The sequence below is a fragment of the Paenibacillus sp. FSL W7-1088 genome (assembly GCF_037969855.1).
Classification (GTDB): domain Bacteria; phylum Bacillota; class Bacilli; order Paenibacillales; family Paenibacillaceae; genus Paenibacillus.
In genome coordinates this window covers 1471649-1495080 of record NZ_CP150216.1, presented here as the reverse complement: position 1 = coordinate 1495080, position 23432 = coordinate 1471649, and the positions used below count along the sequence as shown (strand labels likewise).

Sequence of the window (23432 nt, the reverse complement as noted above, 5' to 3'; positions counted from 1 at the left end):
TTACGGTTACGGTTACGGTTACGGTTACGGTTGCAGGGTACGGTTGGAGATGCAAACCTCTACTTTTTGGCCATCTTTGGATCAAGGGTATCGCGCAAACCGTCCCCGAGCAAGTTGAAACCAAGCACGGTGAACATGATGGAAAGTCCGGGGAAAATAAGCGTCCACGGCGCTTTTTGCAGAAACTGGCGGGAATCCGACAGCATTTTGCCCCATTCCGGGTCAGGTGGTTGGGCACCCATGCCGAGGAATCCAAGTGCAGCCGCTTCAATAATCGCTGTTCCAATCCCCAGTGTGCCTTGTACGATGAGCGGGGTGAGACTATTGGGCAAGATGTGCCGAAACAGAATTCGCATATTGCCAGCCCCCAGCGTACGCGCTGACGTAATGAATTCCTCCTGTCTCAAGCTAAGTACCCTTGAACGCACCAGTCGTCCGTAGGTCGGGATGTTCACGATCGCTATCGCGAGTAGTGCATTTTGCAAAGACGGGCCGAGAATCGCCACAATGGCGATTGCCAATAGGATAGCAGGGAAAGCGAGCAGGATATCGAACAAACGCGAGATGAGCATATCAGCCCATTTTCCATAATATCCTGCAATCAGACCGAGCAATGCGCCCGCAATAATAGAGCCAATAACAGAAAAGAAACCCACCCACAATGAAATGCGCGCTCCATGCAGCACTCTGGAAAATACGTCACGCCCCAGATCATCGGTACCAAACCAATGCTCTGCCGAAGGGGCCTGCAGACGATCCGTAAGCACCTGCTCTTTGTAATCATACGGGGCAATATACGGGGCAGCAAAGGCCAGCAGGATGAAAAAAACGATAATAATCAAGCCTGCCAGCGCAAGCCGATTTTTCCGAAACGTTCTCCAGGCTTCCCGCCACGGACCCGATGCAGGTGCCGACGCGGCGTCAATGGAAGCTCCGGTATTGGTCGATAATTTGGCCATGCGGCGTCTCCCTTCTGTTCATACTCATTTATAACTAATGCGAGGATCGAATACGGCGTACAGTAAGTCTACAATCAGATTAATCACTACGAAGAAGAAGGCCACAATCAGGATGCCGCTCTGGATCACCGGATAGTCGCGCGAACTAATTGCTTCATATATATAGCGACCGACACCGGGCCAAGCAAAGATCGTTTCCGTCAGCACGGCTCCCCCCAGCAAAGATCCGGTCTGTATGCCGATGACGGTGAGCACGGGAATAAACGCATTTTTCAACGCATGTCCATATACGACGAAAAACGGGCCGAGTCCCTTTGCCTTCGCGGTTCGGATATAGTCCGAACTCATTACTTCGAGCATACTGGAACGCGTCATCCGGGCAATAACCGCCATCGGAATTGTTCCAAGCGCGATACTTGGCAGCAGCAAATGTTTTGTAACCGTCCACAGCTGATCCCAACGTCCGGCAATCATCGTATCCAGAACATACAAGCCCGTAATGGCTTCAATGGGATCACGCGCATTCATTCTGCCGATGGATGGCAACCAGTGCAGTTTGTTCGCAAATAGCCATTGTTCCATCAGCCCAAGCCAAAAGATCGGCATCGATACACCCACCAATGCAATGACCATGCAGCAGTAATCGAACCACGAGTTATGTTTCCACGCACTAACGATCCCTGCATTCACGCCAATAGTGATCGCAAACAGCATACTCGCCATCGTTAATTCAAGGGTCGCTGTCAGATAGGGCACAATTTCCTGGGCAATGGGAACCTTAGTGCGGATGGATGTGCCCAGATCTCCCTTAAACAGATCACCCAGATAAGCGAAATATTGTTGAAACCAGGGTTTGTCCAGTCCGAGCTGGTCACGCAGAGCTTGCTTGGATTGTTCGGTTGCCTTTTGCCCGAGTATGGTCTCGGCCGGATCACCTGGAATGGCGTGGATAATGGAAAAGACGATCAGGGTCATGCCCAGCAGCACGGGCAGTAACACGAGTACACGTTTGACGATGTAACTGTTCACTCCTCATTCACCTGCCTTTAACGTATAAAAAGCGCTGGCAGACATGCATGCTTTAGATCGTTACATCCTGATGTGGGTTCTGCCAAGCATTGCGTATACGCCAGCGCTTTGTAACTATTGAATCCTGATAATACTAAATTCAGCTCGTATATAAGTTATTCAAAGTAGGCATTGGCATAGGATTCCGTGCCCAATGGGGACGGTACGAAATCCTTCAGGTTCGCTTTACCTGCCAGAATAGGCGTGGTGTGCACAAGTGGAATCCATGGAGCATCTTGCTTAATAATCACTTGCGCTTGCTTGTACAGTTCCGCACGTTTGTCCTGATCCGTTTCTTTCTGCGCACTCGTCAGCAACGTATGCAGTTCTTCGTTTACGTAGAAGCTGCGGTTGTTGCCCGGGATTGCATCCTTATCGAGCAGCGTGTACAGGAAGTTATCCGGGTCACCGTTATCACCGGTCCAGCCGAGCATGTATATATCGTCTTTCTCCCCGGCTTTGGCATCATCCAGATACGTTGCCCACTCTGGTGATTCAATGTTGACGGTCACTCCGATTTTCTCAAAATCGGCCTGGATCGCTTCGGCAACCTTCTTGCCGTCAGGCATATACGGCCGGGATACTGGCATGGCATAGAATGTTACCGGATCAGGCAATCCGTCAGGGTAGCCAGCTTCGGCAAGCAACGCTTTTGCTTTTTCCAGATCATAAGCATAGTCCTCAATACTATCGTTGTACCCCCACAGCGTTGGCGGCATCGGGTTCACCGCTGGCTGCGCTTGTCCCGCAAAAAAAGCATCAATAATGCCCTGTTTGTTTACCGCATGGTTGAGGGCTTGTCTTACTTTCACGTTATCAAACGGTTTTTTCTTAAAGTTGAAACCAATGTATGACACGTTAAATGGTGGACGCTCGATTTTTTGCAGCTCACTATTCCCCTCAAGGATGGACAGATCGTCCGGGTTCAAGTCCTCCATGATATCAATCTCGCCGTTTTGCAGCGCATTGAAGCGAGCCGTGTTATCTGGGATGGAGCGCACAATCACTTTGTTCAGCTTCGGCAGTCCCTCTTTCCAATAATTCGGATTCTTCTCCAGGGTGATGGAGTCGTTCCGCTTCCACTCTTTGAATACAAATGGGCCTGTGCCTACGGGCTCGCTCTTGAAATTTTCCTTTTTCTCCTGAATCGCAGTTGGACTTGCAATACCAAATGGCGTCATCGCAATGTTTTGCAGGAAAGGCGCTTGTGGCTGGTTCAGGGTGAACTCGACCGTTGTCTCGTCAATCGCCTTCACTTCCTTAATCACGCGTGCGTCTTCCGGACCAAACATGGAGTCATAGTAGTCGAAGGAATCTCCCTCGAATTTATATTCACTGGCCGGATCACTCCATCGGTTGAAGTTGAACACCACAGCGTCTGCGTTGAAGTCGGTACCATCGTGGAATTTCACGCCGGACTTCAGCTTGAAGTCATACTTGAGTCCATCCGCCGAAATCTCCCAGCTCTCAGCCAGTCCAGGAACAACCTCGGTTCCACCTTCTTTGTAGTCCAGCAATGAGTCGAATACCTGATGGCCAATCTTCAGCGACTCCCCATCCGTCACAATTGCCGGGTCCAGTGCCACGGAATCTCCACCGCGTCCCATAATCATCGTATCCTGTGCTGCCACTTCTGCCGGAGGCTCGCTACCTTCTGCCGGAGCGGGGGAATTGCCTGTACCCTCGTTACTGGTGCTAGAGCAGCCCGATAGAATCAACACTGTGCTCATAGCCATGGCCATGACCCCGGATAACCATTTTTTTCTCATTCGCATACGTACAACACCCTTCCCTGTCTCATAATGTGTGTGATACTGGCGTGAAAAAACTCCAATGATTACAATCGATCGGTTTGGTGCCTTGTATCATATGAAAGGCTTTAGATGCCTTTGATACCTGTGTTGTAAATCTGGATATGTTAAATCATATATATGAAGTGTAAAACGGAATGTAACCGTACACATTTTGTTAGTTTTTTTCGGATGATGTGGCGAGTTATGAATTACCTGTGCTCGTTGCGTAATAATTGAACTTAGGTCAATAAGCAACAGCAGAATGGTATCGACTTGGTGGCGGCTTAATAAGGCTGATTTAGAGAGAAAGGTAGTGTTGTTTGGTATGGAGTTTGGCTAAAGGCTTGGCTTAGGGTTTGACTACGCGTTAAACGTCATGGCTAAAATGTAATTGGCAACGTCTAATGATGACGATTAGCCGGAACAGAAATTTGGTAAACAGGACATTTAAGTGGTTTCTCAAGCAGGTTGGATTGAATTGTTTCAATACGTTGTGAGATTGATCTAGAGATGTTGGATTTTACAACAGGGAGACATTACAATAACTTTTCATGTTAAAGTCTTGTCATGATGAGGAGGATTGTGTAAATAAACAGTGGTGAAAATCGATTTCGTGTAACTTACTTTACATCACATTCATCAATTAGACAAGAGATTTACGGACATAAGTCTTCAACTTTATTATATATGTTAATATCATTTACATAAAACACAAAAAAGGAACACCATTCGACAAAATGCGTCGTGTGTCCCTTGTTGTGTTCTCTCTTTTAAAACTAGGTCTAACTTATATTTTAAGTTATGTCAGCTTATTTTTTGAATAAACCTCTGCGGTACATGACCGTGATAAAACGGTAAAAATCATAACTCGCCCCACTATCGATGCTGAACAGCGGATTTTTGGTGTCATATGCCAGCGCTGCGTCCACGGCAGCTTTTGCCCAGACTGGAACTTCCATCTGCTGGCGCGCCTGCAGTTTATCGACCTGGGATTTCAGCGCATCAAACGCTGCTTTCTCTTCGGCTGTCATCGGTTCGCCCCCTTTCGGTGGTTCGGTTGGATTCGTGGGATTGGTCGGTTCGGATGGCTCTGGCGGCTTTGGTGTTGCTGTTGCATATCTTGCTCTCAATTCCGCTGCCGATCCTTGGAACTCGTTCACATCCACGTTGCCGCTGATCCCGTTCACCTTGCCCGAATCCGTATACTGCCAGAACGTCCAACGTTTCCATGCCGGCTGGTCATCCGGTACACGTGTGTTGCTGTAACGTGCAATCCATAGATCGTATGAGCTGAGTGATGTGTCAAAATTCCCGGCAAATGAATTGCCCGTGTATATGATCGGTTTCACACCCGTAAGACGCTGCAATTCCGTTAAAAAAACCTTGGCTACCGTGTTGATCTGCGCTTTGCTCAGGTTGCCGGGGTTGTTCTCGTAATCCATGACGGGTGGAAGTTGCAGTGCCTTGGCGCCTCCTACTTTTTGCAATGTATTGGCATAATGCGCCGCTTCTGCTTTGGCACCATCGGTAGTCGTTGCGCGAAAAAAGTGGTACGTTCCGACCAGCATGCCTGCCGCCAGTGCGCCAGTTACATTGGTTTGAAAATTCGGATCGGTATACGTCTGCCCTTCTGTGGCCTTGATGAACACAAATGTCATACCACTTGCCTTCACTTTGGCCCAGTCAATATTGCCTTGGTAACGGGAGACGTCAATGCCCTGCGTGTTGCCCGAGCTTCTCGTTTGCATGTTTCTCACACCCTTTATGCGGCAAATTGCCGTTTGTATCAGCATTTTGCATCATTCGATTCAAGCGCTCCCGGGTACAAGTATAGACAGATTAGATCATTCTGATCTATACATTGCTGATTGGAAGTCACTCTCTTGATTGATGCAAAATGCTCCTATAGTTAATGCGTGGGGATCTGGAGTTGCTTGTGTGCGTATCCCTGATTGTTGGTGAAAGGTAAGTTTGGATGGCTAGAATGTAGCTACTTTGTGCCATCTCTTGTTTGTGAATCTGTGTCATCTGAATCTGCCTGCGAAAAGGAGTCTTTGGCGTTAGGGGAGAAGTTACCGGGCAGTTCCCCGGTTCCTCCCTTTCCCTTGAGCACTACAATAGCCTGACGAATCACAGGCGGGATCGGTGCGCCCAATTTGCCCCCATTTTCAATTATAGACAACAACTCATTCGCGATATAAAAAAAGGCGACCGCATCCCTGAACAAATGTCCGTCTCCCAGAACACCGTCCACCAGATGAGCCACCGATACCATTGCAAATATAAATACCTTTCGTGCGATGCCGAACATGCCGACATTGCTCTCGAGCTTGCCATTCATCCCCGCCGCCGCGATTCCGGTTAGATAGTCGAGGATGACGAACACAAGCAGTACCCCGAGCACGCCTGACCAGCCTCCGAAGAAGTAGGTTGCTGAGCTGGTTATTAGAGCGAGGAGCCATTTCCATAGGGTGTCCCATCGTTCCATGGTTTCACCTCCTTCTCCTTAGCAGATGGAAATTAAAATTAATTACTACCTTATAATTAGATAAACTTCCAGTGATACTACTCATACGCAAGCCAAACATGCGTACCACTACTATATGCAGGCAATAGAAATGAACCATCTCTGACATACGCTTGATTTCCATCTACTCTATATACTTCTCCTGCAAAAGACGCCTGATAACCATTCACATTAATACTATTGTTGTATAGTACTATATTATAATGGCTATCTAAAAGATATTGTGTAGGATAAGCTATTATAGTAGATGGTATAAAACCCACCCCGGAGGCTTGAATAAATGACCTAAAGTAGTTTGCACCATCTCGATCTGTCAGAAAAAAATTCCTTGTTCCACTAACATTAACCACTCCACTTGCAAACTTCTTCCCCTGGTATATTGATCTTATTCTATTTTGGAGTGTAGCCCATGTATCATTTGTGGATGCACTGCCTCCTTTGGCGTTAATGGCATCCACAACTCTTTGCTTTGCATCAACGCCAGATTGCTTTAGTTCTTTAGCAGTAGTTATCAAATTGCCAGTCTCATCATACATGTAAAAATCACCCGAACGAGATGAAAATAAGCATTTCTGCCCGTCTGTCGAAATAACATCAAATCTGTTTGCTGCAGCACTAATAGATGTTCTTGTACTATCGGTTCGAATAGATGTGCCATTAGGCATATCTATTCGAGGCGCAGTTAGCACTCCTGTAAGCTCACCGCCTGTACGCGGTAAACTCGCATTCTTCGCATTCGTCTCAGCTGCCACCCTCGCATCACTAACCGCCTTCTCCGTTGCTGCCAACGTCTCAGACGTACCATCCGTCTTACTCGACAACTGTACCTTCCCTTTCTGCGTCAAAGACGCATCGGGAATATCCATCTTGCTCACTGCTTCACGAAGCGAATCCAACTCCGCCTGCGTCGCAACGCCTGCATCAATCTTTTCAAAAATCCCGTTAATACTCTCCCGGGTTACGTTCTCATTCCCCAAGGGAAGAGGCAATTTTAGTCGATCTGTTTCTTTTGCCATTACGCCCACACCTCCAGTTCATTCCACGTCAGAGACGCGGCGTCCAGTTCATCCCAGGTCATTTGTTTGTTGTCCAGATCGTCCCAGATCAGATAGCGATACTCATATTCCACGGCCATGTGGGCCGGTTTCAATTCATCGATTGCACGTTTGAGATCATCAATATTGGGCGGAATGCCCATCGTATCCACAAAGCTCACCGTAAAGCTCCACGCTTCCGGCTGAAATGTTACATCCACTTTGCCCCCGGCATACGCCTCAGCTACGTTCGCAACCAGTCTACCCGAAAATTTCCCAGCACCCCGCAGTTTGGACTCCACCACGGCACGCCGCTGCTCAACAGGTTTGAGACGATCCGTCTCAATGCCAAGCTCCTGTTCCCAGAAATCTAGGCCCCATGTCGCCGTGCGGACAAAGAACTGATCCAACGTCTCATCCAGCGCCTGATACAGCAGATCCATCTCGGTGCCTTTGGTCTGCATATCAGCCTGCATGACACGCGAAGCCTCATAATACCTTGGCAAATACGAGAACAGCTCCCGCCCTTTCTCACTCGTCAGTCCAACGTGCACAGTAGAAGGAGCACTCATGCTCTGTCCCCTCCCTTCCTTTCACGTCAATGCAAACTGCTTCGCACAAATGCTGCGTTCCCGAGCGGCGCACCGTACGACCCAAGCACTCTTCTTGCCCACCACTTACTTCATTTCCAGCTGAACCGGATGCCGCATAGTCAGAACATTCCCGATGTCCCACATTACCGCTACCTCCATATCTGCGCTTTGCATCCTCCATTACATCTCTACTCATACACATCCACCGTCCCCAGCACGGCCACCTGACTCGCGGTCATCTCGATATTCTGGTCGCTCACATCGTTCACGGTCAGCTCCGAATAATCGATAATCGGTGGAATGTCGAGCAGGATTGCGGCAATTCGAGTGTAGCGCACAAGCGGATCGGCAAAAGCCAACTGTTTCAGATACGCAGTCACCCCGCGTTCGATCAATGTTCGTACATCTGCCAGCGTCGCATCGCTTGCCAGCGTCAGCTTCACCTGAATGTTCATTGGCACTTCTTCTGCTGGCATGACAGTCACCACCGGGCCAGCTGGTGCAACGCCTTCACCCTGTCCATCCTGCGTTGGGTCCACATATTTCTGCACCGCCGCCACCAGATCGCTACCCGCCGCACGTTTGTCTGTGTCGAGCAGATACAGTCCCACCGTGCCCGGTCCCTGCCATAACGGAATAACCCTTGTTGCACCAACCCCTGGGACCTCACTGGCCCATTGCACATATTGCGATTTGTTGCCGCTTGTCCCCTGATTGCGGACTTTGGCATAAAAGCGTTCCAGCAGCGCCGTATCTGCCTCAATATCCGCACCGCCTTTAATGACCTCAACATTTGTTACAGAGGTCACGCCACTTACAGGTGTAGACAGCACAGTTACCGTGCCCGCAGGCACATTACTCTCTTTTCCGGCAACAAGCGCTCGCACGCCTACCATCCCGGAACCATCCGCATCCAGTTCCAAACGTCCCACCGTCTCATATTCGAGCGAAGCTTCAGCAGATACTTCATCCGCGAGTGTAGCCACAATCGTACCCACAGGAATCACCTTGCCCGGCGTACCCGTGAATTGCACCGAACCTTGTGCCGCTACCGCAGCCCGTCTCGTAAGACCATGCTCTCCCGCCCGCAGATCCAGCTCTTCCGAACGAAAATTCGGATCACTGCTCGCCGCAGTACTCGCAAAGCCGCGCCGCAGCAGTTCCTGGGCCCACAAAGCCGCCTCAGACAGCATAAACGCTACCGGGGCCTCCGCATCCCACAAAAACGAACCCTCCGACTTATCCAGATCCGCGGGCAGACGATCCAGCATACGCTGCATAATCTGTTCCTCCGTCTGGTCCTCCAAATAACGTGGAATCTCAGCCATCCCGTCAGATCACCTCACTTTCCAAAATAAACATCTCTTCCTGCACACTCGCCACACGACACGAGAACATGCACTGCTCCCGATTCCAATCAAACGTAAACTGGTCCACCGAATCTGTGCGTGGATCAGCCAGCAGCGTCTCCGTAACCATCCGGGTGATCTCACTTTCCATCACACCCCGACTGTCCCCCTGACCCACCAACTCATCCAGCTCCGATCCATAGTTTCGGGAGTAGATCACATGTCTGTACCGCGGCGTTTTCACGGCCTTAATGCACCATTGCACCCAGGCTTCATGCGCACCCGCCGCAGCAACTTTGCCACTTGGAGTCAGCACAAAATCCCCCGCATCGTAATCGAATCGCCAGCTCCGTCCAAACCGCACCTCTTCCGAAGCCGCCCCCGACAGATCCTCCTCATCTACCCATACCACACCCGTTTGTGGGAACAAACTAGGCATTCGCACTCACCACCTTACACAGCACCACAATGTCGTTACCGCCATTCACCCGCATCGCCAGCACACGGTCACCGGCTTTCAAGCCTTTCCTCAGAGACCACACCGCTTCTTCCACTTCCCCTTTTTGCAAAAGAAACCGTCCCGTGCCCGTCGTTCCGCCGTTTGCCACGTCAGGTATACCGGAAATCGCGCCAGCAGCCTCGCGCTCCGGCAGTCCAAGCGTGCCCGATAACTCGGCCACGAGATAATCCTGCACTTCGTGCTTGAAATCATCCAGCTTCACACCGGATGAAGTCATCGTACCCAACACCGCGCCAAGGCCACTCACAGCCTGACGGGTTTGCGTACTCATTGCACCCCGCATGACCTCGGCAAAATGCCCATACGGATCATCTTTATTCAAGGTAAACCCTCCTTTTCACCAGCTCGGCTGTCCCCAGTTCCAATGTCATTGTTCCAGGTCCAGCGGACAGATCACGGCTAACCGACATGACAATCAGTTTCAACCCTTTGAGCAGCACCGCGTCTCCGGCACGAATCGTATTCACATCTGGTGCAGATACGGTAAAGGTCTCCTGAATACCCGTCAACTTGCTTTTCGCCAGCTTCTTGGCGGCAGTCGCCGTTTTGACCTGATCTTCCTCGATCAGCTTCTGCAGCGTGCCCAGCTCGGCTACACTAGCCTGCTCAATCGCGAGCACTTTGGAAGGAACCTCTTTGCCGCTGCTGGACTCCGAGGCTGCCATCACTTTAACTTTGGTGACCGCACCTTCGAGCGTACGCATCTGGGTCAGATCAATCAGTCGATCCAGCTCGTGCACCTTCGCATTACTGCCAACCTTGAATAACTCCAACCCGCCGGGCGTCATCCGCGGATGATACATATCCCCACCGGATTTCACCGTTTCCTTCAGATCGGCAAACATCATCGAAAAAATCGTCTGCGACCGATACACCGCTTTGCTCAGCTTCGTTTTGGTGTCCGGCAGCTCGGCGTATGGAATTTTCCATTCCTTGGCGTACGTTTTGAGTCGCTGCGTGGCAGTCTGGTCTTTCGGCAGCAGGAACTCGTCCTCTGATTTTTCCAGATAAATCATCCGGTCGTAGACGGTCAGGGACAGTCGCTTGGTGCCGCTGTTTGAGCTTTCCACTTCCCAGATGACCGCAGGGTGCAGCAAGTGAACCATTGATTTTTCGCCAAAAGGAATCCCGCTGATCCGCACCGCCATACCCGGTGATATCGCAGGCAGACCTGAAGATGCAGACACCGCCAGCCGGATGTTGGCCTGATAGGCAATCTGGTCGAGCGAGTCCTTCAGCGTAATCGTCTCCACTAGTTTTGTGATGTCATATTTGTCGTCGACAATGACCTTGTAGGTCATGGCATCACCAGCTTTTGTCCGGGCTTGATCCGGTTCGGATCACTGCCGATGGTCTTCACATTGAGCTTGTAAATCTCGTTCCACTTGGAACTGCTGCCCAGCTCAAGCTTTGCTATTTTGGACAGGGAATCGCCAGATTTGACGGTGTAAGTCTTGCTGCTCGTTTTCAGATCCGTACGGGAACCGGACTTGCTCGCGGATGTTGCACCGCCAACCTTCTCCACTTTGGAATCCCGCCACGTGCGCAGCGTAATGTCAAAGTAAATATCCCCGCTCTCTCCGCCCCGGAAAGTCGTATTGTGCGAGATCAGATACACGGGCACGTTCACCCCCGTGTTGGTAATGATGAAGCGTAGCGGCTTCTTCGATACCAGAAACGTATTCAGCATATTCATCGCTACACGAGGATCAGGCAAAGGCTCGTACATGCAATAGGACGCATCATATTCTTTAGGAAAAAAAGAAGAGAAGGTGATCTCCTTCACCTTCTCCCCCTGCGCAAAATCAAACTCGCCATACTCCAACATATTAATCGTTTCGTATCCCTTGGATCGGGAGATCGTCAGTTCTTCCGGTTTCACCGGAAATTGAAACTTCGTTTTCCCGTCGATCAGGGTAAATTCCATTTTTACACCTTCCACGTTATCTTCAATAACAGTCATGACAGGCCTCCTTTCTGCTTAGGCCATAATGGTTTTGCGATTTTCCATCGCACGGCGCACTTCGCCTGCAAATCTCATTCCAACCTGATGTGAGATGGCATCGTAGTCGATGGCGTTCTCCCGGACAGTCACCTGCACAGCACCTTGTGGTACGTTTACGGAGATCTGGTTGGTCGTCTCGGTTTTAAAATCCTTCAAGTAACCGGACAGACTACTCATCTGGTCTTCGGATATTTGTACCGTCATGGTGGATGATTTGCCATTGGCATTACCAGCAGTTTGCGCTCCGTTACCTAGACCCATGGCTTGGGACTGCATCACACTTGTTCCCATGAAACCAGCAGATGTAGACTGGCCGACCTTATTGTTCATATATGCTTCCGGACCCGTCATTGTCAGTGCCGGTGGAATATAGGCAGGTGGCATCTGGGGACCTGTTGCTACTTGCAAAGGTGAAGCCACTGTTGTTGCCGATACCGTCTTGTCCTCCTTCTTCGAGCCAAAACCGAAGAAACTGGATATGCCATCGGTGATGTTTTTCGTTTTCTCAGAGATGTAATCCGCTGCACCCGACAATGCGTTACCCACACCCTCGGTAGCGTTGGACATAAATTTTCCAATATCCTTGGATTTGTCCCCGATCCAGCCTCCTGCTGCACTGCCAGCCCAACCGCCGACTGCACCACCAACCCATGTTCCTATGCCAGGCAAAAGAACACTGCCGATAGCGCTGCCAATCGCTGTACCTGCTGTGCCGCCAATCATGGAACCAACCGCTCGGCCCCGCTCCTCAGGAGGTGCGGTTGCGATGTTGGCCACATCAGCGAGCATGCTGATTGGACGAACCAGTTTTCCAGCACCTTTGGCAAGGCCGCCGCCCAATTTACCCAACATGCCATCTCCCGAGAAGAGATTGGACATCGCCATGGGTGAACTGGACATCAAGCCTGATACCGAATTTGACTTTTTGCCGCCACCAATTCTTCGGTTTCTGTCCATTTTTTTAGCTTCCTGAAAGGCACGCTCAGATGTGTCTGTATCAATTCGGGACACAATCGGCGTTGGTGCAGGAGTTGGAGTAGCTGCTCTGGAAGCAAACCTTCCTCCCCCTCGTCCACCAGATACTTTCCGGACAGGCGGTTTGCTTGATGTGTCACTACCTGTTCTTGAACTGTTTCGAGTTTGATTCTTGCCTATCTTACCTTCCGCCACTTCTGTACTCTTACTGGGATTAGAAGCCTTATCCTTTTTAGACTTTCGATCAGACCAAGCTTTCTTTCCCTTCCCAATCAAATCGGTTAAATTATTTGCAATATCCAAACCAGTACTGGTATATTCCAATACTTTTTCCCAGAAGTTTTTATCCTCTTCTTTAGCCACGTTGTTAATCGTGGTATTATGGCTCCCGATCACAACGGACATGGAGGAACTGCTCGCCGGGTTCATTTTCCCCATCGCCACTTCAACCTTCTGCCGAACCTCCACTGATACAGTCCCGGAAGCCTTAACCACCTGGTTCCTAAAGCTGTTCAGTTTCACTAGTGCGCGATCAAGTGCCGGACTAAGTTGGTCATCCAACCCAATCTTGGGCGTAATCCGCAGCCTGCTGATTCGCACAGCCGTGCTATAAACACTCTCCAGCCTACGCCCGGTTGTCCTCAGCTCATTGTTCACCTTGATTAGACTCTGATAGCGAACTCTGCCCAGCCGTTCCGTAGAACGCTGAATCTGATCCAGATACCGGATGGTCGTTCGCATCTCCGCGTTTGATTTGGACAAACCCACAATCATTTCTGCCATTTCTTTCACCTCCTACCTTTTTTGATTATCGATTCATTTGCGAGGTGATCGCTGCCATTTCCTCTTCCGAAAAAGCAATCAACAGCGAACGCTCCCCACGTGGCAAAGACCAGAATTCTCCGGGCCGTAGATGATGACGAACCCACATGTGATACAGGAACGTAGTCATCCCGCCGGAGTGAATCAGTTTTTTAGGTCTTCAATCTCCACACCGAAGCCGGACAGCTCCAGCACCTTGTCGCCAACGGCATCCAGCTCACCCGCGAGTAACATGCGGCGAACCGCTTGTTCCCCACCGGACAGCTTCATGCGGCCTGTGATGCGGTTGTCTCCCCACCCGGACAGTTCCAGGCTGCGTACATTCATTTTCACAGTAGCTTCGGAGATCAACAGTGCGTTAAATGTTTCGGTATCCACCTTTTCTTCGGTGCGGCCTTTGACCGTTTTGCGAATGGTACAGCGTTCACGGATCTGATCCACTTTGGAGGACGTCAATCCACGCAGGGTCAGCAACAGATCCAAACGTTGAATGCGTACATTCTCTTCCGGCAAACGTTCTGCTGCTTCAAACAACTGATCCAAAATTTGTTCTTCGGACATATTTTCATTCATACTCATTGGTTGTGATCTCCTTATTAGCTAAATAGTTTCAATTTAAAATAAAAGCAGCCCTTGTATGGGCTGCTCATTAATAACTCTACAAACAACATCATTATTCAAGAATAATCTGATTATTGGAATAAATAATCGTACCAAAAGTTCCAGGGGACGGAATTTTTTTGATTACTTCTTGTTCTCCTTTAATCGTATTTCCATTCATCAATTTCCTTGCCGGACCAGTAATCGTATTATTTTGAATTGTAATATTATTCATCACATCCGAAGATAACTTCGTTTGCATCGTGATCGCTGGCAAGTAGGAAGATTGGGATGCTGTTGTCATATCCCAATCATGAATTGTATTGTTATAGATCACAATATTGTTGCGGCTGAAAAATAACTTGATTGCTTCCAAATATGAGTAATGAATAGAGTTCCCTTCAATTACCGAGTTAGTTTGAGGGAACAATCCCTCTTTCGAAGGCGTCGTGAAATGAGGATAATAACCAGAATAATTCATCGTATTGTTGTATGCGTGAAAGTTCCCTTCGATGAAGTTCTCTCCGCAATATTCAATAGTGCAGTTGGAGATTTTAACGTCAGCTGCAGTCCCCTGCGGATTGCGAACAAAAATTCCATTTGTAGCATCACCTTGCAGGGTCTGGTTTAACTCCCCTGTTCTTCTGATTTCACATTCCGTAATCTCCATGTTACGCACAGAATCTGCTGCCGAACCCGAATCGGAACCATACGTTTGAATTCCACGATAAGCAGTATCCTCAATGATACAATTGGTAATCTTGATATCACTTGAACTTCGTACCGTAATGGCGGATTGCCCCCAAATTTCATGCATTTCACAATTCTCGATAAATACTGTAGCAGCATTTTGAACATAAACGGCATTACCCTGAACAACAATATTCGTAATGTTTCTACCTATATTTTTAAAATTGCAGTCTGTGATACTAACATTTTGATGACTTTTGTTCTCAAAATAAATAGCCGTTTCCATGATATCTTCAAAGTCACAATGATGAATACTTACATTCATAGTATTATGCAGTTGAATCGCCCGAACTTGCTTTTCACTCCTGAACTTAAGATCGTTGAGATTGATATTGGAGCCTTCAATTTGCAAAGGAGCTTCAAGCATTAGAATTGCTTCATTCCCATAAATATTCTTCGGCTTAGTAATCTTAAGTGTGTATTTAAGCAGATATGTGCCAGAAGGAATCATTACATTTATCTCGTTACTTTGCATCAGCTTATCAAATGCCTTGGTCCAGTCCCATTGGGAAACAGGCAAACTTTTATCGGGTACCAAACTTTCAAAATCTTTAATCGATAACATATCAATCGTCTCCTCGGTAATAAAGATTTATATTCCCATGATGTAGTATGCACTGTTGAGAAAAAGGTAGTTTTTCGGGCCTATAACACAGCAACTAGATACCACATGAAAAAAATGTTTGTACTAAGAGGTTTGCAGAAGCAGGCTCTGAAAAATCTTAATTTGCAACAATCGGGTTCAACAATTCAAATCCTTCAAATGTAAAACTTGTTTCCTCTGGTACTTCCTCACCCGCTGTCCAGTTGGCGAGCTGGATTTTGTCCACCATGCAGCCTTTCAGCAGGACACTCTCATGTCCGTAGGATTCTGGATCGTCCACCTTCGAAATAATCTGGAACTTGGTGAAGCCGCGCTGGATCATGTCCGAAGTGACTTTGTAACCCGTCATCGTACCTGTTCCTTTTTTCGCACCATTCTTGTGAACTTTCCAATCGTTGCCGACCAGATTCAGCTCACGCTTCTCGATTTCTACGCTGGCCTCCAGCTTATTAATATTCGTCTGCCACACACCATCGATATGCAGCTGACCATGGGTACCGAGAATTACTCTTGACGCATCCAACATGACAATTCCTCCTTGGAATGGTTGGCTGATCATTGTTACACGGTATAACTCACGGGCAGAACAATCTTCCGATCACTGTTATCCCCAGATTTTTCTGCCCTCTCCGTTATCGTGTAAAACATCAGCTCGAAAATTTTAGTCAATCTAATAACCGATCTTCTCTTCTACACAACCTTATTGCACGTAAAACGTTCCAAACAACTGCTCCATCACATCCGTCAGCTTCACATTCCATTGCAGAAATACCTGATCTGCCTCTGGCTTGAGAATGGGTGCAGCACCATAATACGCCGGATCGAGAACGACATCGTATCCCTCAGCTTCAATGACATTGCTCTGTGCGAGCAGCGCCAGATAGGCTTTCATCGCACCGATCAGCGCCTGACGGCCCTCTTCCGTATTGTTCACTTTGCCGATATACGTATCTTCAGCAGAGCGCTGCAAATCCGTATTAATTGCATCCATCACACGAATCGAACGGATTTTTTTCCAGGCATTATTCTGTCCTGCAGCAGGGGTCACGAGTGTATTCACTCCGCGAAGCGCCTTCACCTGACGTCCATCATGGAAGAAAATAAATACGCCATTCTGTACCGCCTGCTCCTGTTCTGCACGAGTCCAGCGACGCGTCACGTCATCGAACGGAGAAGGTGCGTATGTGGTGGATTCATTCAAACGTTGTCCGGCAATCAGACCCGCAACATATGCTGACGTTTCCGCCGAGCTGTAGAACGCATCACCCAGACGCACACCCGTACCCACATTGATTACACCCTCATGGTTCAACGTGAGTGAACGTGCCGCCGCCTTCTGTGCTGCTGTAGCAGAGGTGTCATCCGCCGTAGAACCGCCGAATACTGCCATCACGGGTTTACCCTCACTGCGGACACGTTTCACCCATGCTGCAAAGCTCGCCAGCACAGGCGCATCCGCCGCATGATCCAGTGCCAAAACGTCGAATTGCTCACCTTCCAGCGCGCCCTGCACGGCAATATACTCCGCATTGGTCAGTCCATCGTTGCCACTTGCACCACCTTTGAACGCCGCTCCTGCAACGGTTGCAACGATACCTGTACCATCGCCAATCGCCTGAGCGTTAATCCAAATGTTGCTTTCATCCGCATTGATCTCTTTCGCCAGCGATGCTGCCGAAATATCCGCAGTCAGCAGTGCATACAGCATCCGGTTGCCTTCAAACAAGCGCACTTCATGCTTTGTATTATCAATTACTCCCGGCTGAATGGTGACGTAGAAGCCGTTACCTTTATCACCCGGATACTTGGCGTCCAGTTGCAGCACGGCTGCATCACTACTGTCTTTCAGCGTAAGCGTCGCTGCTTTCGCCGTTTCCCCGGCTACCCGATAAGCGAGCAGTTTTTTCGGTCCGCCTAGCAGGGCGAGCTTCAAAGATGTATAAGCTGTCCCGTTATCCAGGGCATGCGCCGAGAAAATACGATCAATTGCAGCTTCACTGCCAATTTCTACAAAAGTACCTACCGGACCCCAGTTGGCCTTTATCGGCACAACAACCGTCCCGCGATTACCAGCCTGAATGGCCGATGACGCTGCCGCCTGAAAATTCATATATAAGCCCGGAAGTACCGGACGATTCGTTTGCTCCCAAGTTCCGCCTGCCATTATCCCTTCACCTTCGCTTTCATAAATTGGTTGATGCGTTCCTTCGCTTCCTCAATGGAAAACGTCACTTGCGCTGCTTCGTACAGCGCACCATGCAGCACCTCTGCCTTAACGGCAAATAGGGCTTCTGCATGATTCATCAGCTCGGCCCGCGTATATTGCGTGGCAGCCTGTTTGTTTTTTTTCACTGAGCTTGCCATAACCATCTCACCTCATTGTTTGACTACTGAATTCGTTGAACCTGATCTTTGGACTATAATTTTGACCTATGAATTTTTGTCCCTATGAACCTACGAACCTATGAACCTATGAACCTATAAATTTGAAGCTAACGTATGATATTGAATTTCTCATCTGGAACCCCATCTAGAGTCCCTCTCGACTAGCACTTACTCTATCCCTTTGCTATGGTGAATCTCGCGGATTAATGGCACATCCGTACCCGGACGGCGAATACGCTGCTGCAGCGTCAGACGAATCTGTCCGTTCAAATAGGCGTCTGCCTGCAAGTCGGCAGAAACTTCATCCACCGTCACATATCGCGTACCGTCTGTATCCGTCAAAGCAATACGGGGCTGCACAGCCAGTTGTTCAACCAGATGTGTGACCGTTTGACGGACATCTGTTACATTTGCAGACAGCACATGCCCAATCCATTGCTTACGAATCTCCAGCGCAGAAGTCCCTGCGGTGGTTGTGCTGCATCCCGTCAATCGCCACAGGATGGACTTAGTCGTATAACCTCCAGGCCAGACATCCCCATATATGGACCATTCCTGCCCGAGCTGGGTTCGTGTCCAGCCCTGAAGTGCAGCCATCCACGAATCTGTTGCTCCAGCCTGAGCGTATTCCACCGTTTCCGGAACATACACCCCAAATCGCAGGCTGCGCGTAACCAGTCCAGAACTGGCATCCACACGATCACAATCCGAAGAACCCAGATAAATGCAGGTAAATGCCCCGCCTTCTTCATCCTCCAGCCTGACCTGATGCAGTCCTTCCATCAGCGCTGCTGACCATGCTTCCACTTGTTCAGCCCCTCCATCTTCGGGGCGTGCATAGGGAGAGATTTTGATGATCCTCCTATACCCCGCCCAAGCAGACTTCGGTACTTCTTCTGCAAAAGCAATTACGGCACAAGGTCCGGCTAATACCTCTCCCGGTGCAGGAATATCCTGTACTCGGCCATTCCATGCCGGGACAAGAGCCTCCAGCTTCTGCTTAATCGTTTGCCTGATGACGTTGCTCACTTGCCCTGTGCTGGCCGTGTTGTTTACCCCACTACTCATAGACACATTCATTTCGCCCCCTTCAGCTGCAAGTTTGCGATCTGCCCGCATTGTGCAGCGACCATGCTGCAGCAGCAAATTCCCCCTTTAACTCAGCTCTAAATATACCGGCGCCAAAGCTGGACACCATTCACCGCAACAAAAAGACCGGCCCCTTGTGGCCGATCTGTACATTAGCGTATGTGCTTTCGGTGTGTGTCCTTTGCTATTGATCCGATAATACAATCTTACACCCTTTCATCCCTAGCGCGGATGGTGATTCGTACGACTTCGGTGCGAATAAGGGTGCATCTGGGGTGGAAAAAAGACGACTCAGCGCGTCTCATACCATAAGCACCTTATTTCAGCGTAACCTTGGGATTCAACGTAATCTCAAACGCACGTCCCCAGATGAAATCGGGATTCGCATATTCCAGCAGTGCACTGCAATATTCCGCATAAGTTGCTTCTCCATTACAGATTTGCTTTATCGCTACATTCCCTTGGGCAAAAGCGGTTTTGTTCGCCAGTGCCGTGGTGTGGGTCTGCATCAGATCCCTGAGTAAGGTCTGCAAATGAGCATAATCTTCTTCTGAGTTAAACAACACCATATTCTGATCCGCAAGGGTTGCCACATTGGTATACAGCGCATGCGCTCTGGAATACGTGCGAATATCTGCAATCGCTACTGCTTTGTAGTAGTAATCTTTCAGGAAACGTTTGAACAACAATGACCCCTGTGCATTCATGGCATCTCGCAACCCGTGGGCATGTGTTTCTGTTGTAATCAGAGCATAACGGGATTGTCCCATACCCACAGCCATACCGATTTTGTTCCCCGGCGTATTCCATGCACTGTAACCCAGCACCCGGCCCGTATACGGACTGTTCAGGAGTGCTTCGGCTACATCGACGTTGGCCGGACCTTTTCCTACAAAATCAATCAACACCGAAGGCAGCCCCTTCTCACTATTACTCGTCAATTGCGCCACTGCCGCCTGCACCTGATCCAGCGCCGTAATGGCAATAATCTCAATGTGCACCGGTTTTTCACCCGGTTTGCCTGGATGACGATTCGTCATGCGATCCAGCTCGGACGCCATGTCAAACGAAGAAGCTTCATCGATAGAGGCAGCACTCGTTAATTCATTCCCATTTTCCGCATTGGAAGTTGTGTCCGTTCCCACTTCAGGCTCCGGGTAAGCGGAATCCGCCACAACCACACCACCTACAATATCCACATGGCGTACCACATTCTCGTGCACATCCATATATTCATAGGCATTGATAATCGTGGAACCATGAGGGCCAAAATATTTCACTGCATAACGCGTCTTCTTCCCACCACGAAGCAATTGGTTCGCCATACGAGCGACCAGAGCGTGACCCAGGCCATCCGCATCCGGAAGAATAATAGCCCGATCCGAATTTTGTCCATCCGTCCCACCAAGCCATTCATTGATTCGTGCTTCCACATAATTGATCTCGTTAATCTGAACGCCTTGCGTATTCGCATCGTCTACTCCTACGGCGAGGAAGTCAATATATCCTTGGCGAGCAAGCTTATCCAGAATGTACAGATTGGTTTTGAATTTATGTTGTCTGGTGTTGTAGTACTGTTCTTTATTAAAATACGTCGTTTCCCCATATTCCGTAGACTCTGGAGAAAGGTTATACCCGTTCACAATATCCTCGAATGCCGTAAAGGACTGGCGCGGCTGCTGCATCAGTGCACGTGATTCGTTGTAGGCATCCAATGTGAGACCATCTGCAAAAGAGGTGGTAGCGAGTCGCATAATGGTATCCATCACAAACACCGGTTTACGTGGATATTTCCCTTTAATGGTTTTGATCACATCAAGCAAACGTGTGGTGTTCTGATCATAATCAGGATATATGCCACCTCCATCTTCACGAAGCTGACGACTGCCAATCAGCCCCCCATAAGCCAGCATATCCGAAGAGATGATGAATCCATCCACTTTGGCGGCATTTTTCAAAATGAAATCATGAATGTTGGACGGTTTCCCATACGTAGGCGTAGACGTTCCAAGCAATGTAGACCCTTCTACCGTTTTCTCGGAATCCAGACGATTTTGAATGTCACCCAGGTGCGGTGTAATGATGTGGATACCGGCTGCTTTTCCTTGTACAACGACGTCATCCAGATTCGCTGGACGATCATCCAGTGGAACATACAATACTGTTTTCATATCCGAAAACCTCCTGTTAGATAAGTTGAACTAGAGATGTTACACCTTGTCACTGCGATTGCAGTACCATCTTCCGATCGCTCTTATCCCCAGATTTTCTTGATCCCTTAGTTCAAGGGTAAAATCCGGTGCTAAAGGCGAGAGTATGCTTACGAAGTAGCTTTCTTGCAGAAAGCTTTCAACTTCGCTTCTTCAGATTGGTTCTGCACTCTCCGTTTTGGTGTAAAAATAAAATTCAACTTAATAATGTTATGTTCGTTCTCCCTTTAGTACCCGATCAGAGCAAGTGTGCAATCACCGCATAAAAAAACGACCCTTGGCTGGACCGTACATTAGCGTATGTGCTTATCGGGATAGGCCACTTGCTACTGATCCGATAATACAATCTTACATGTTTAAATCGGTCGCGCTGTCGGTTGTCCGTATGGATTACGTCTATTTGTTGTTGCTCTCACGGCGGTTAAACGTCGATTTCTTGCAGAGACTTCTGTCGGATAACCCAACAAATCCATTCCTGATGCTGTTTATATGATATAGCAGCCTTTCTAACCCTAATTACAATAAAGGATGGATACAATTATGAAAAAAAAGCTCTGGTTCTATCTGTGGATCGCTGTTACCAGTTATATGGCTGGCCCCGTTATGTATGCATTGACAATGTACACCTTTTATCAGGAAACAGATGCTCTAACTACTTCACTCATTGGATGGACCACTGCAACATTCTCATCCGTTGGTATCCTGTTTATCCTGGTCACAGTCATTCTGCTTCGAGTGCTGCACATCTATTATTTCTGGCTGCAAACGCTGCTTTTTGAGTTACTTTTCCTTGTGCTCGTCTATATGACCACGGTTCTGCTTGGGGTTGGAAACACAAGGCTGCCCTCGCTCTCCTTTCCATTTACGCCCGAAGGCATTCCCTTGTGGGTGTTCTGGGGGAGTATCGCGCTTATGAGTTCCTGGGGAATATGGTCAGCGCATCAGCCCATACGAAAATCACCATACATGCTGGCGTCCAGAGTTATTCTGCTCCTGTTTATCCTTGAAATATGGCTGCGTTAAAAAAGAAGAAGCACAGCCATCTCAGGCTGTGCTCTCTTAAACGTATTTTGCTCACGCGATAATATAGCGGAAGTTTTCCCAGCTTTCCGGAACCGAATTTCCGTTTCTGGCATGATGGTAGAAGCTGAATGGAAATTTGAACAGATGACCTCCGTGCCAATCGCGAGAACGTCTGTCAGTGAGCCAGTATTCCAGTTCATGTGGAAGTGCAACAGAGCGTTCTGCACGGATCAATGGCAGACGGTCTACAGGAGATTGCAGTGTGGGCATCTCCTGTGCAACATCCACATCCCTACTCAGTCGCAGCGCCTTGACCATCGTGAGAAAAGGCGGAATGCCTTTATGGAACAAAGCAGGATAATCCAGTTCAAATAATATATTAAGCGCGTGCCCGTAGGTTAGCATGTGGCCGATCAGATCATGATGTGCTTCTGCCTGATAGATGGTACGAAATGCGCCAAGCTCATCCAGAATCAGCCGGGACAATTGTTCCGGGCGTTCTATATCAGGGAATCCGTCTGCCTCATTTAACTTCAAGCTGCGAATTTCTTTCACCGTTGTGTTTACCCAGGATCTACCTGGAATGGTTCGTTCAAAAGAATCTATAAGCTCAACCATCTGATTCATGTCCTGCTCCGTGCCCCACCCATCCAGTTCACGAATGGCTTTTAGACTAAGGGCACCATAGATGGCCTGATGGCCAACCCAGTGCAGTTCTCCGATGGTTCGATCCAGCGCTGCCGTAATACGCGCTTCGGACTCTTCTCTGGGCAAAATCTCTCCCTTCCGGGAGGTCAAGCCATCGTTCAATCCGTGCTGGCGAAGCATCGCTTTCGCCTCAGCTGTAACACTGCCTGCTGCAAGGGCAGTGAGACGATTTTCCCGCACCCAAAAATAAGCCGCAATAGCTCCCGCCCCATAATGGGCGTGCCACAAATCTCCTGTACGCTCCCGACTGGATACCATAATAGCCAGCCCTTCTTCCAACAAACGTCGATCCAACATGCCACCACCCTTCATCGATGCGAATCCTGATATACACACGACCAGCAACAGTTTTTTAGTAAAACACTCATTATAAAGCGTTTACTTCTATAAGATGATTCAAATGGTGCACATATGACCG

24 protein-coding genes are annotated in these 23432 nt (G+C 48.9%); 1 reads left to right on the top strand and 23 read right to left on the bottom strand.

Annotated features, from left to right (window positions below; translation table 11 throughout):
- Window positions 1-59: 59 nt before the first annotated feature.
- The 22 genes from nikC to MKY42_RS06575 form a co-directional block, all read right to left on the bottom strand.
- Window positions 60-959, bottom strand: coding sequence for a nickel transporter permease (gene nikC, locus MKY42_RS06680; RefSeq protein WP_090998627.1), 900 nt, complete (start codon window positions 957-959; stop codon window positions 60-62).
- A gap of 24 nt (window positions 960-983) precedes the next feature.
- On the bottom strand, window positions 984-1988 hold the full coding sequence (locus MKY42_RS06675) for an ABC transporter permease (protein WP_339849873.1): 1005 nt from the start codon (window positions 1986-1988) through the stop codon (window positions 984-986).
- 155 nt (window positions 1989-2143) lie between these two features.
- Window positions 2144-3796, bottom strand: a complete 1653-nt coding sequence (locus tag MKY42_RS06670) for an ABC transporter substrate-binding protein (RefSeq protein ID WP_339849870.1) — start codon at window positions 3794-3796, stop codon at window positions 2144-2146.
- Between the two features lie 833 nt (window positions 3797-4629).
- Window positions 4630-5568 (bottom strand): glycoside hydrolase family 25 protein, encoded by a 939-nt coding sequence (locus tag MKY42_RS06665; protein WP_339849867.1) that lies wholly within the window; start codon window positions 5566-5568, stop codon window positions 4630-4632.
- A gap of 242 nt (window positions 5569-5810) precedes the next feature.
- On the bottom strand, window positions 5811-6308 hold the full coding sequence (locus MKY42_RS06660; protein ID WP_339849864.1) for a phage holin family protein: 498 nt from the start codon (window positions 6306-6308) through the stop codon (window positions 5811-5813).
- 77 nt (window positions 6309-6385) lie between these two features.
- The gene (locus tag MKY42_RS06655) at window positions 6386-7363 is read right to left on the bottom strand and encodes a phage tail protein (protein WP_339849861.1); all 978 of its coding nucleotides are present in this window, start codon (window positions 7361-7363) and stop codon (window positions 6386-6388) included.
- A complete protein-coding gene (locus MKY42_RS06650) occupies window positions 7363-7953 on the bottom strand; it encodes a YmfQ family protein (RefSeq protein ID WP_339849858.1) in 591 nt (196 codons plus the stop codon). Before MKY42_RS06650 ends, MKY42_RS06655 begins: the two co-directional genes overlap by 1 nt.
- A complete protein-coding gene (locus MKY42_RS06645; RefSeq protein ID WP_339849856.1) occupies window positions 7913-8170 on the bottom strand; it encodes a hypothetical protein in 258 nt (85 codons plus the stop codon). Before MKY42_RS06645 ends, MKY42_RS06650 begins: the two co-directional genes overlap by 41 nt.
- Entirely contained in the window at window positions 8163-9302 is a 1140-nt protein-coding gene (locus MKY42_RS06640) for a baseplate J/gp47 family protein (protein ID WP_339849854.1), read from the bottom strand. The genes MKY42_RS06645 and MKY42_RS06640 overlap by 8 nt, the downstream gene beginning before the upstream one ends.
- A gap of 4 nt (window positions 9303-9306) precedes the next feature.
- The gene (locus MKY42_RS06635) at window positions 9307-9762 is read right to left on the bottom strand and encodes a DUF2634 domain-containing protein (protein ID WP_339849852.1); all 456 of its coding nucleotides are present in this window, start codon (window positions 9760-9762) and stop codon (window positions 9307-9309) included.
- Window positions 9755-10165 carry a hypothetical protein gene (locus MKY42_RS06630; protein ID WP_339849850.1) on the bottom strand — a complete coding sequence of 137 codons (411 nt, stop codon included), beginning with the start codon at window positions 10163-10165 and terminating at the stop codon, window positions 9755-9757. The genes MKY42_RS06635 and MKY42_RS06630 overlap by 8 nt, the downstream gene beginning before the upstream one ends.
- Window positions 10158-11144: a phage portal protein gene (locus MKY42_RS06625; RefSeq protein WP_339849847.1), complete on the bottom strand. Its 987-nt coding sequence runs from the start codon at window positions 11142-11144 to the stop codon at window positions 10158-10160. The genes MKY42_RS06630 and MKY42_RS06625 overlap by 8 nt, the downstream gene beginning before the upstream one ends.
- Window positions 11141-11770 (bottom strand): LysM peptidoglycan-binding domain-containing protein, encoded by a 630-nt coding sequence (locus tag MKY42_RS06620; protein ID WP_064641062.1) that lies wholly within the window; start codon window positions 11768-11770, stop codon window positions 11141-11143. Before MKY42_RS06620 ends, MKY42_RS06625 begins: the two co-directional genes overlap by 4 nt.
- Before the next feature lie 54 nt (window positions 11771-11824).
- Window positions 11825-13606, bottom strand: a complete 1782-nt coding sequence (locus MKY42_RS06615; protein ID WP_339849845.1) for a hypothetical protein — start codon at window positions 13604-13606, stop codon at window positions 11825-11827.
- Between the two features lie 25 nt (window positions 13607-13631).
- Window positions 13632-13775, bottom strand: a complete 144-nt coding sequence (locus MKY42_RS06610; protein ID WP_162842432.1) for a hypothetical protein — start codon at window positions 13773-13775, stop codon at window positions 13632-13634.
- Window positions 13776-13789: 14 nt separating this feature from the next.
- On the bottom strand, window positions 13790-14224 hold the full coding sequence (locus MKY42_RS06605; RefSeq protein WP_072734388.1) for a hypothetical protein: 435 nt from the start codon (window positions 14222-14224) through the stop codon (window positions 13790-13792).
- A 94-nt stretch (window positions 14225-14318) separates the two neighbouring features.
- Complete coding sequence (locus tag MKY42_RS06600) at window positions 14319-15560, bottom strand: right-handed parallel beta-helix repeat-containing protein (RefSeq protein ID WP_339849840.1); 1242 nt, start codon at window positions 15558-15560, stop codon at window positions 14319-14321.
- A gap of 157 nt (window positions 15561-15717) precedes the next feature.
- A complete protein-coding gene (locus MKY42_RS06595) occupies window positions 15718-16125 on the bottom strand; it encodes a phage tail tube protein (protein ID WP_064640174.1) in 408 nt (135 codons plus the stop codon).
- A gap of 174 nt (window positions 16126-16299) precedes the next feature.
- Window positions 16300-17763, bottom strand: a complete 1464-nt coding sequence (locus MKY42_RS06590) for a phage tail sheath family protein (RefSeq protein ID WP_339849834.1) — start codon at window positions 17761-17763, stop codon at window positions 16300-16302.
- Window positions 17763-17963, bottom strand: coding sequence for a hypothetical protein (locus MKY42_RS06585; RefSeq protein WP_090894166.1), 201 nt, complete (start codon window positions 17961-17963; stop codon window positions 17763-17765). The genes MKY42_RS06590 and MKY42_RS06585 overlap by 1 nt, the downstream gene beginning before the upstream one ends.
- 189 nt (window positions 17964-18152) lie before the next feature.
- Window positions 18153-19130 (bottom strand): hypothetical protein, encoded by a 978-nt coding sequence (locus tag MKY42_RS06580; protein ID WP_339849831.1) that lies wholly within the window; start codon window positions 19128-19130, stop codon window positions 18153-18155.
- Between the two features lie 260 nt (window positions 19131-19390).
- Window positions 19391-21244, bottom strand: a complete 1854-nt coding sequence (locus tag MKY42_RS06575) for a DUF4127 family protein (RefSeq protein WP_339849829.1) — start codon at window positions 21242-21244, stop codon at window positions 19391-19393.
- Window positions 21245-21823: 579 nt separating this feature from the next.
- Here MKY42_RS06575 and MKY42_RS06570 point away from each other — a divergent pair.
- Window positions 21824-22306 (top strand): hypothetical protein, encoded by a 483-nt coding sequence (locus MKY42_RS06570; protein WP_339849826.1) that lies wholly within the window; start codon window positions 21824-21826, stop codon window positions 22304-22306.
- A 51-nt stretch (window positions 22307-22357) separates the two neighbouring features.
- On the opposite strand, the gene MKY42_RS06565 is transcribed toward MKY42_RS06570, so the two are convergent.
- Complete coding sequence (locus MKY42_RS06565) at window positions 22358-23311, bottom strand: hypothetical protein (RefSeq protein ID WP_339849823.1); 954 nt, start codon at window positions 23309-23311, stop codon at window positions 22358-22360.
- Window positions 23312-23432 lie beyond the last annotated feature (121 nt).

Coding starts and splice junctions, on each gene's coding strand:
- MKY42_RS06615 (WP_339849845.1), bottom strand. CDS start 13,606: ATGGCAGAAATGATTGTGGGTTTGTCCAAATCAAACGCGGAGATGCGA.
- MKY42_RS06625 (WP_339849847.1), bottom strand. CDS start 11,144: ATGACCTACAAGGTCATTGTCGACGACAAATATGACATCACAAAACTA.
- MKY42_RS06635 (WP_339849852.1), bottom strand. CDS start 9,762: ATGCCTAGTTTGTTCCCACAAACGGGTGTGGTATGGGTAGATGAGGAG.
- MKY42_RS06655 (WP_339849861.1), bottom strand. CDS start 7,363: ATGGCAAAAGAAACAGATCGACTAAAATTGCCTCTTCCCTTGGGGAAT.
- MKY42_RS06565 (WP_339849823.1), bottom strand. CDS start 23,311: ATGTTGGATCGACGTTTGTTGGAAGAAGGGCTGGCTATTATGGTATCC.
- MKY42_RS06595 (WP_064640174.1), bottom strand. CDS start 16,125: ATGTTGGATGCGTCAAGAGTAATTCTCGGTACCCATGGTCAGCTGCAT.
- MKY42_RS06590 (WP_339849834.1), bottom strand. CDS start 17,763: ATGGCAGGCGGAACTTGGGAGCAAACGAATCGTCCGGTACTTCCGGGC.
- MKY42_RS06610 (WP_162842432.1), bottom strand. CDS start 13,775: ATGACTACGTTCCTGTATCACATGTGGGTTCGTCATCATCTACGGCCC.
- MKY42_RS06660 (WP_339849864.1), bottom strand. CDS start 6,308: ATGGAACGATGGGACACCCTATGGAAATGGCTCCTCGCTCTAATAACC.
- MKY42_RS06620 (WP_064641062.1), bottom strand. CDS start 11,770: ATGGAATTTACCCTGATCGACGGGAAAACGAAGTTTCAATTTCCGGTG.
- MKY42_RS06645 (WP_339849856.1), bottom strand. CDS start 8,170: ATGAGTAGAGATGTAATGGAGGATGCAAAGCGCAGATATGGAGGTAGC.
- MKY42_RS06605 (WP_072734388.1), bottom strand. CDS start 14,224: ATGAGTATGAATGAAAATATGTCCGAAGAACAAATTTTGGATCAGTTG.
- MKY42_RS06640 (WP_339849854.1), bottom strand. CDS start 9,302: ATGGCTGAGATTCCACGTTATTTGGAGGACCAGACGGAGGAACAGATT.
- MKY42_RS06650 (WP_339849858.1), bottom strand. CDS start 7,953: ATGAGTGCTCCTTCTACTGTGCACGTTGGACTGACGAGTGAGAAAGGG.
- MKY42_RS06570 (WP_339849826.1), top strand. CDS start 21,824: ATGAAAAAAAAGCTCTGGTTCTATCTGTGGATCGCTGTTACCAGTTAT.
- MKY42_RS06600 (WP_339849840.1), bottom strand. CDS start 15,560: ATGTTATCGATTAAAGATTTTGAAAGTTTGGTACCCGATAAAAGTTTG.
- nikC (WP_090998627.1), bottom strand. CDS start 959: ATGGCCAAATTATCGACCAATACCGGAGCTTCCATTGACGCCGCGTCG.
- MKY42_RS06575 (WP_339849829.1), bottom strand. CDS start 21,244: ATGAAAACAGTATTGTATGTTCCACTGGATGATCGTCCAGCGAATCTG.
- MKY42_RS06585 (WP_090894166.1), bottom strand. CDS start 17,963: ATGGCAAGCTCAGTGAAAAAAAACAAACAGGCTGCCACGCAATATACG.
- MKY42_RS06670 (WP_339849870.1), bottom strand. CDS start 3,796: ATGAGAAAAAAATGGTTATCCGGGGTCATGGCCATGGCTATGAGCACA.
- MKY42_RS06665 (WP_339849867.1), bottom strand. CDS start 5,568: ATGCAAACGAGAAGCTCGGGCAACACGCAGGGCATTGACGTCTCCCGT.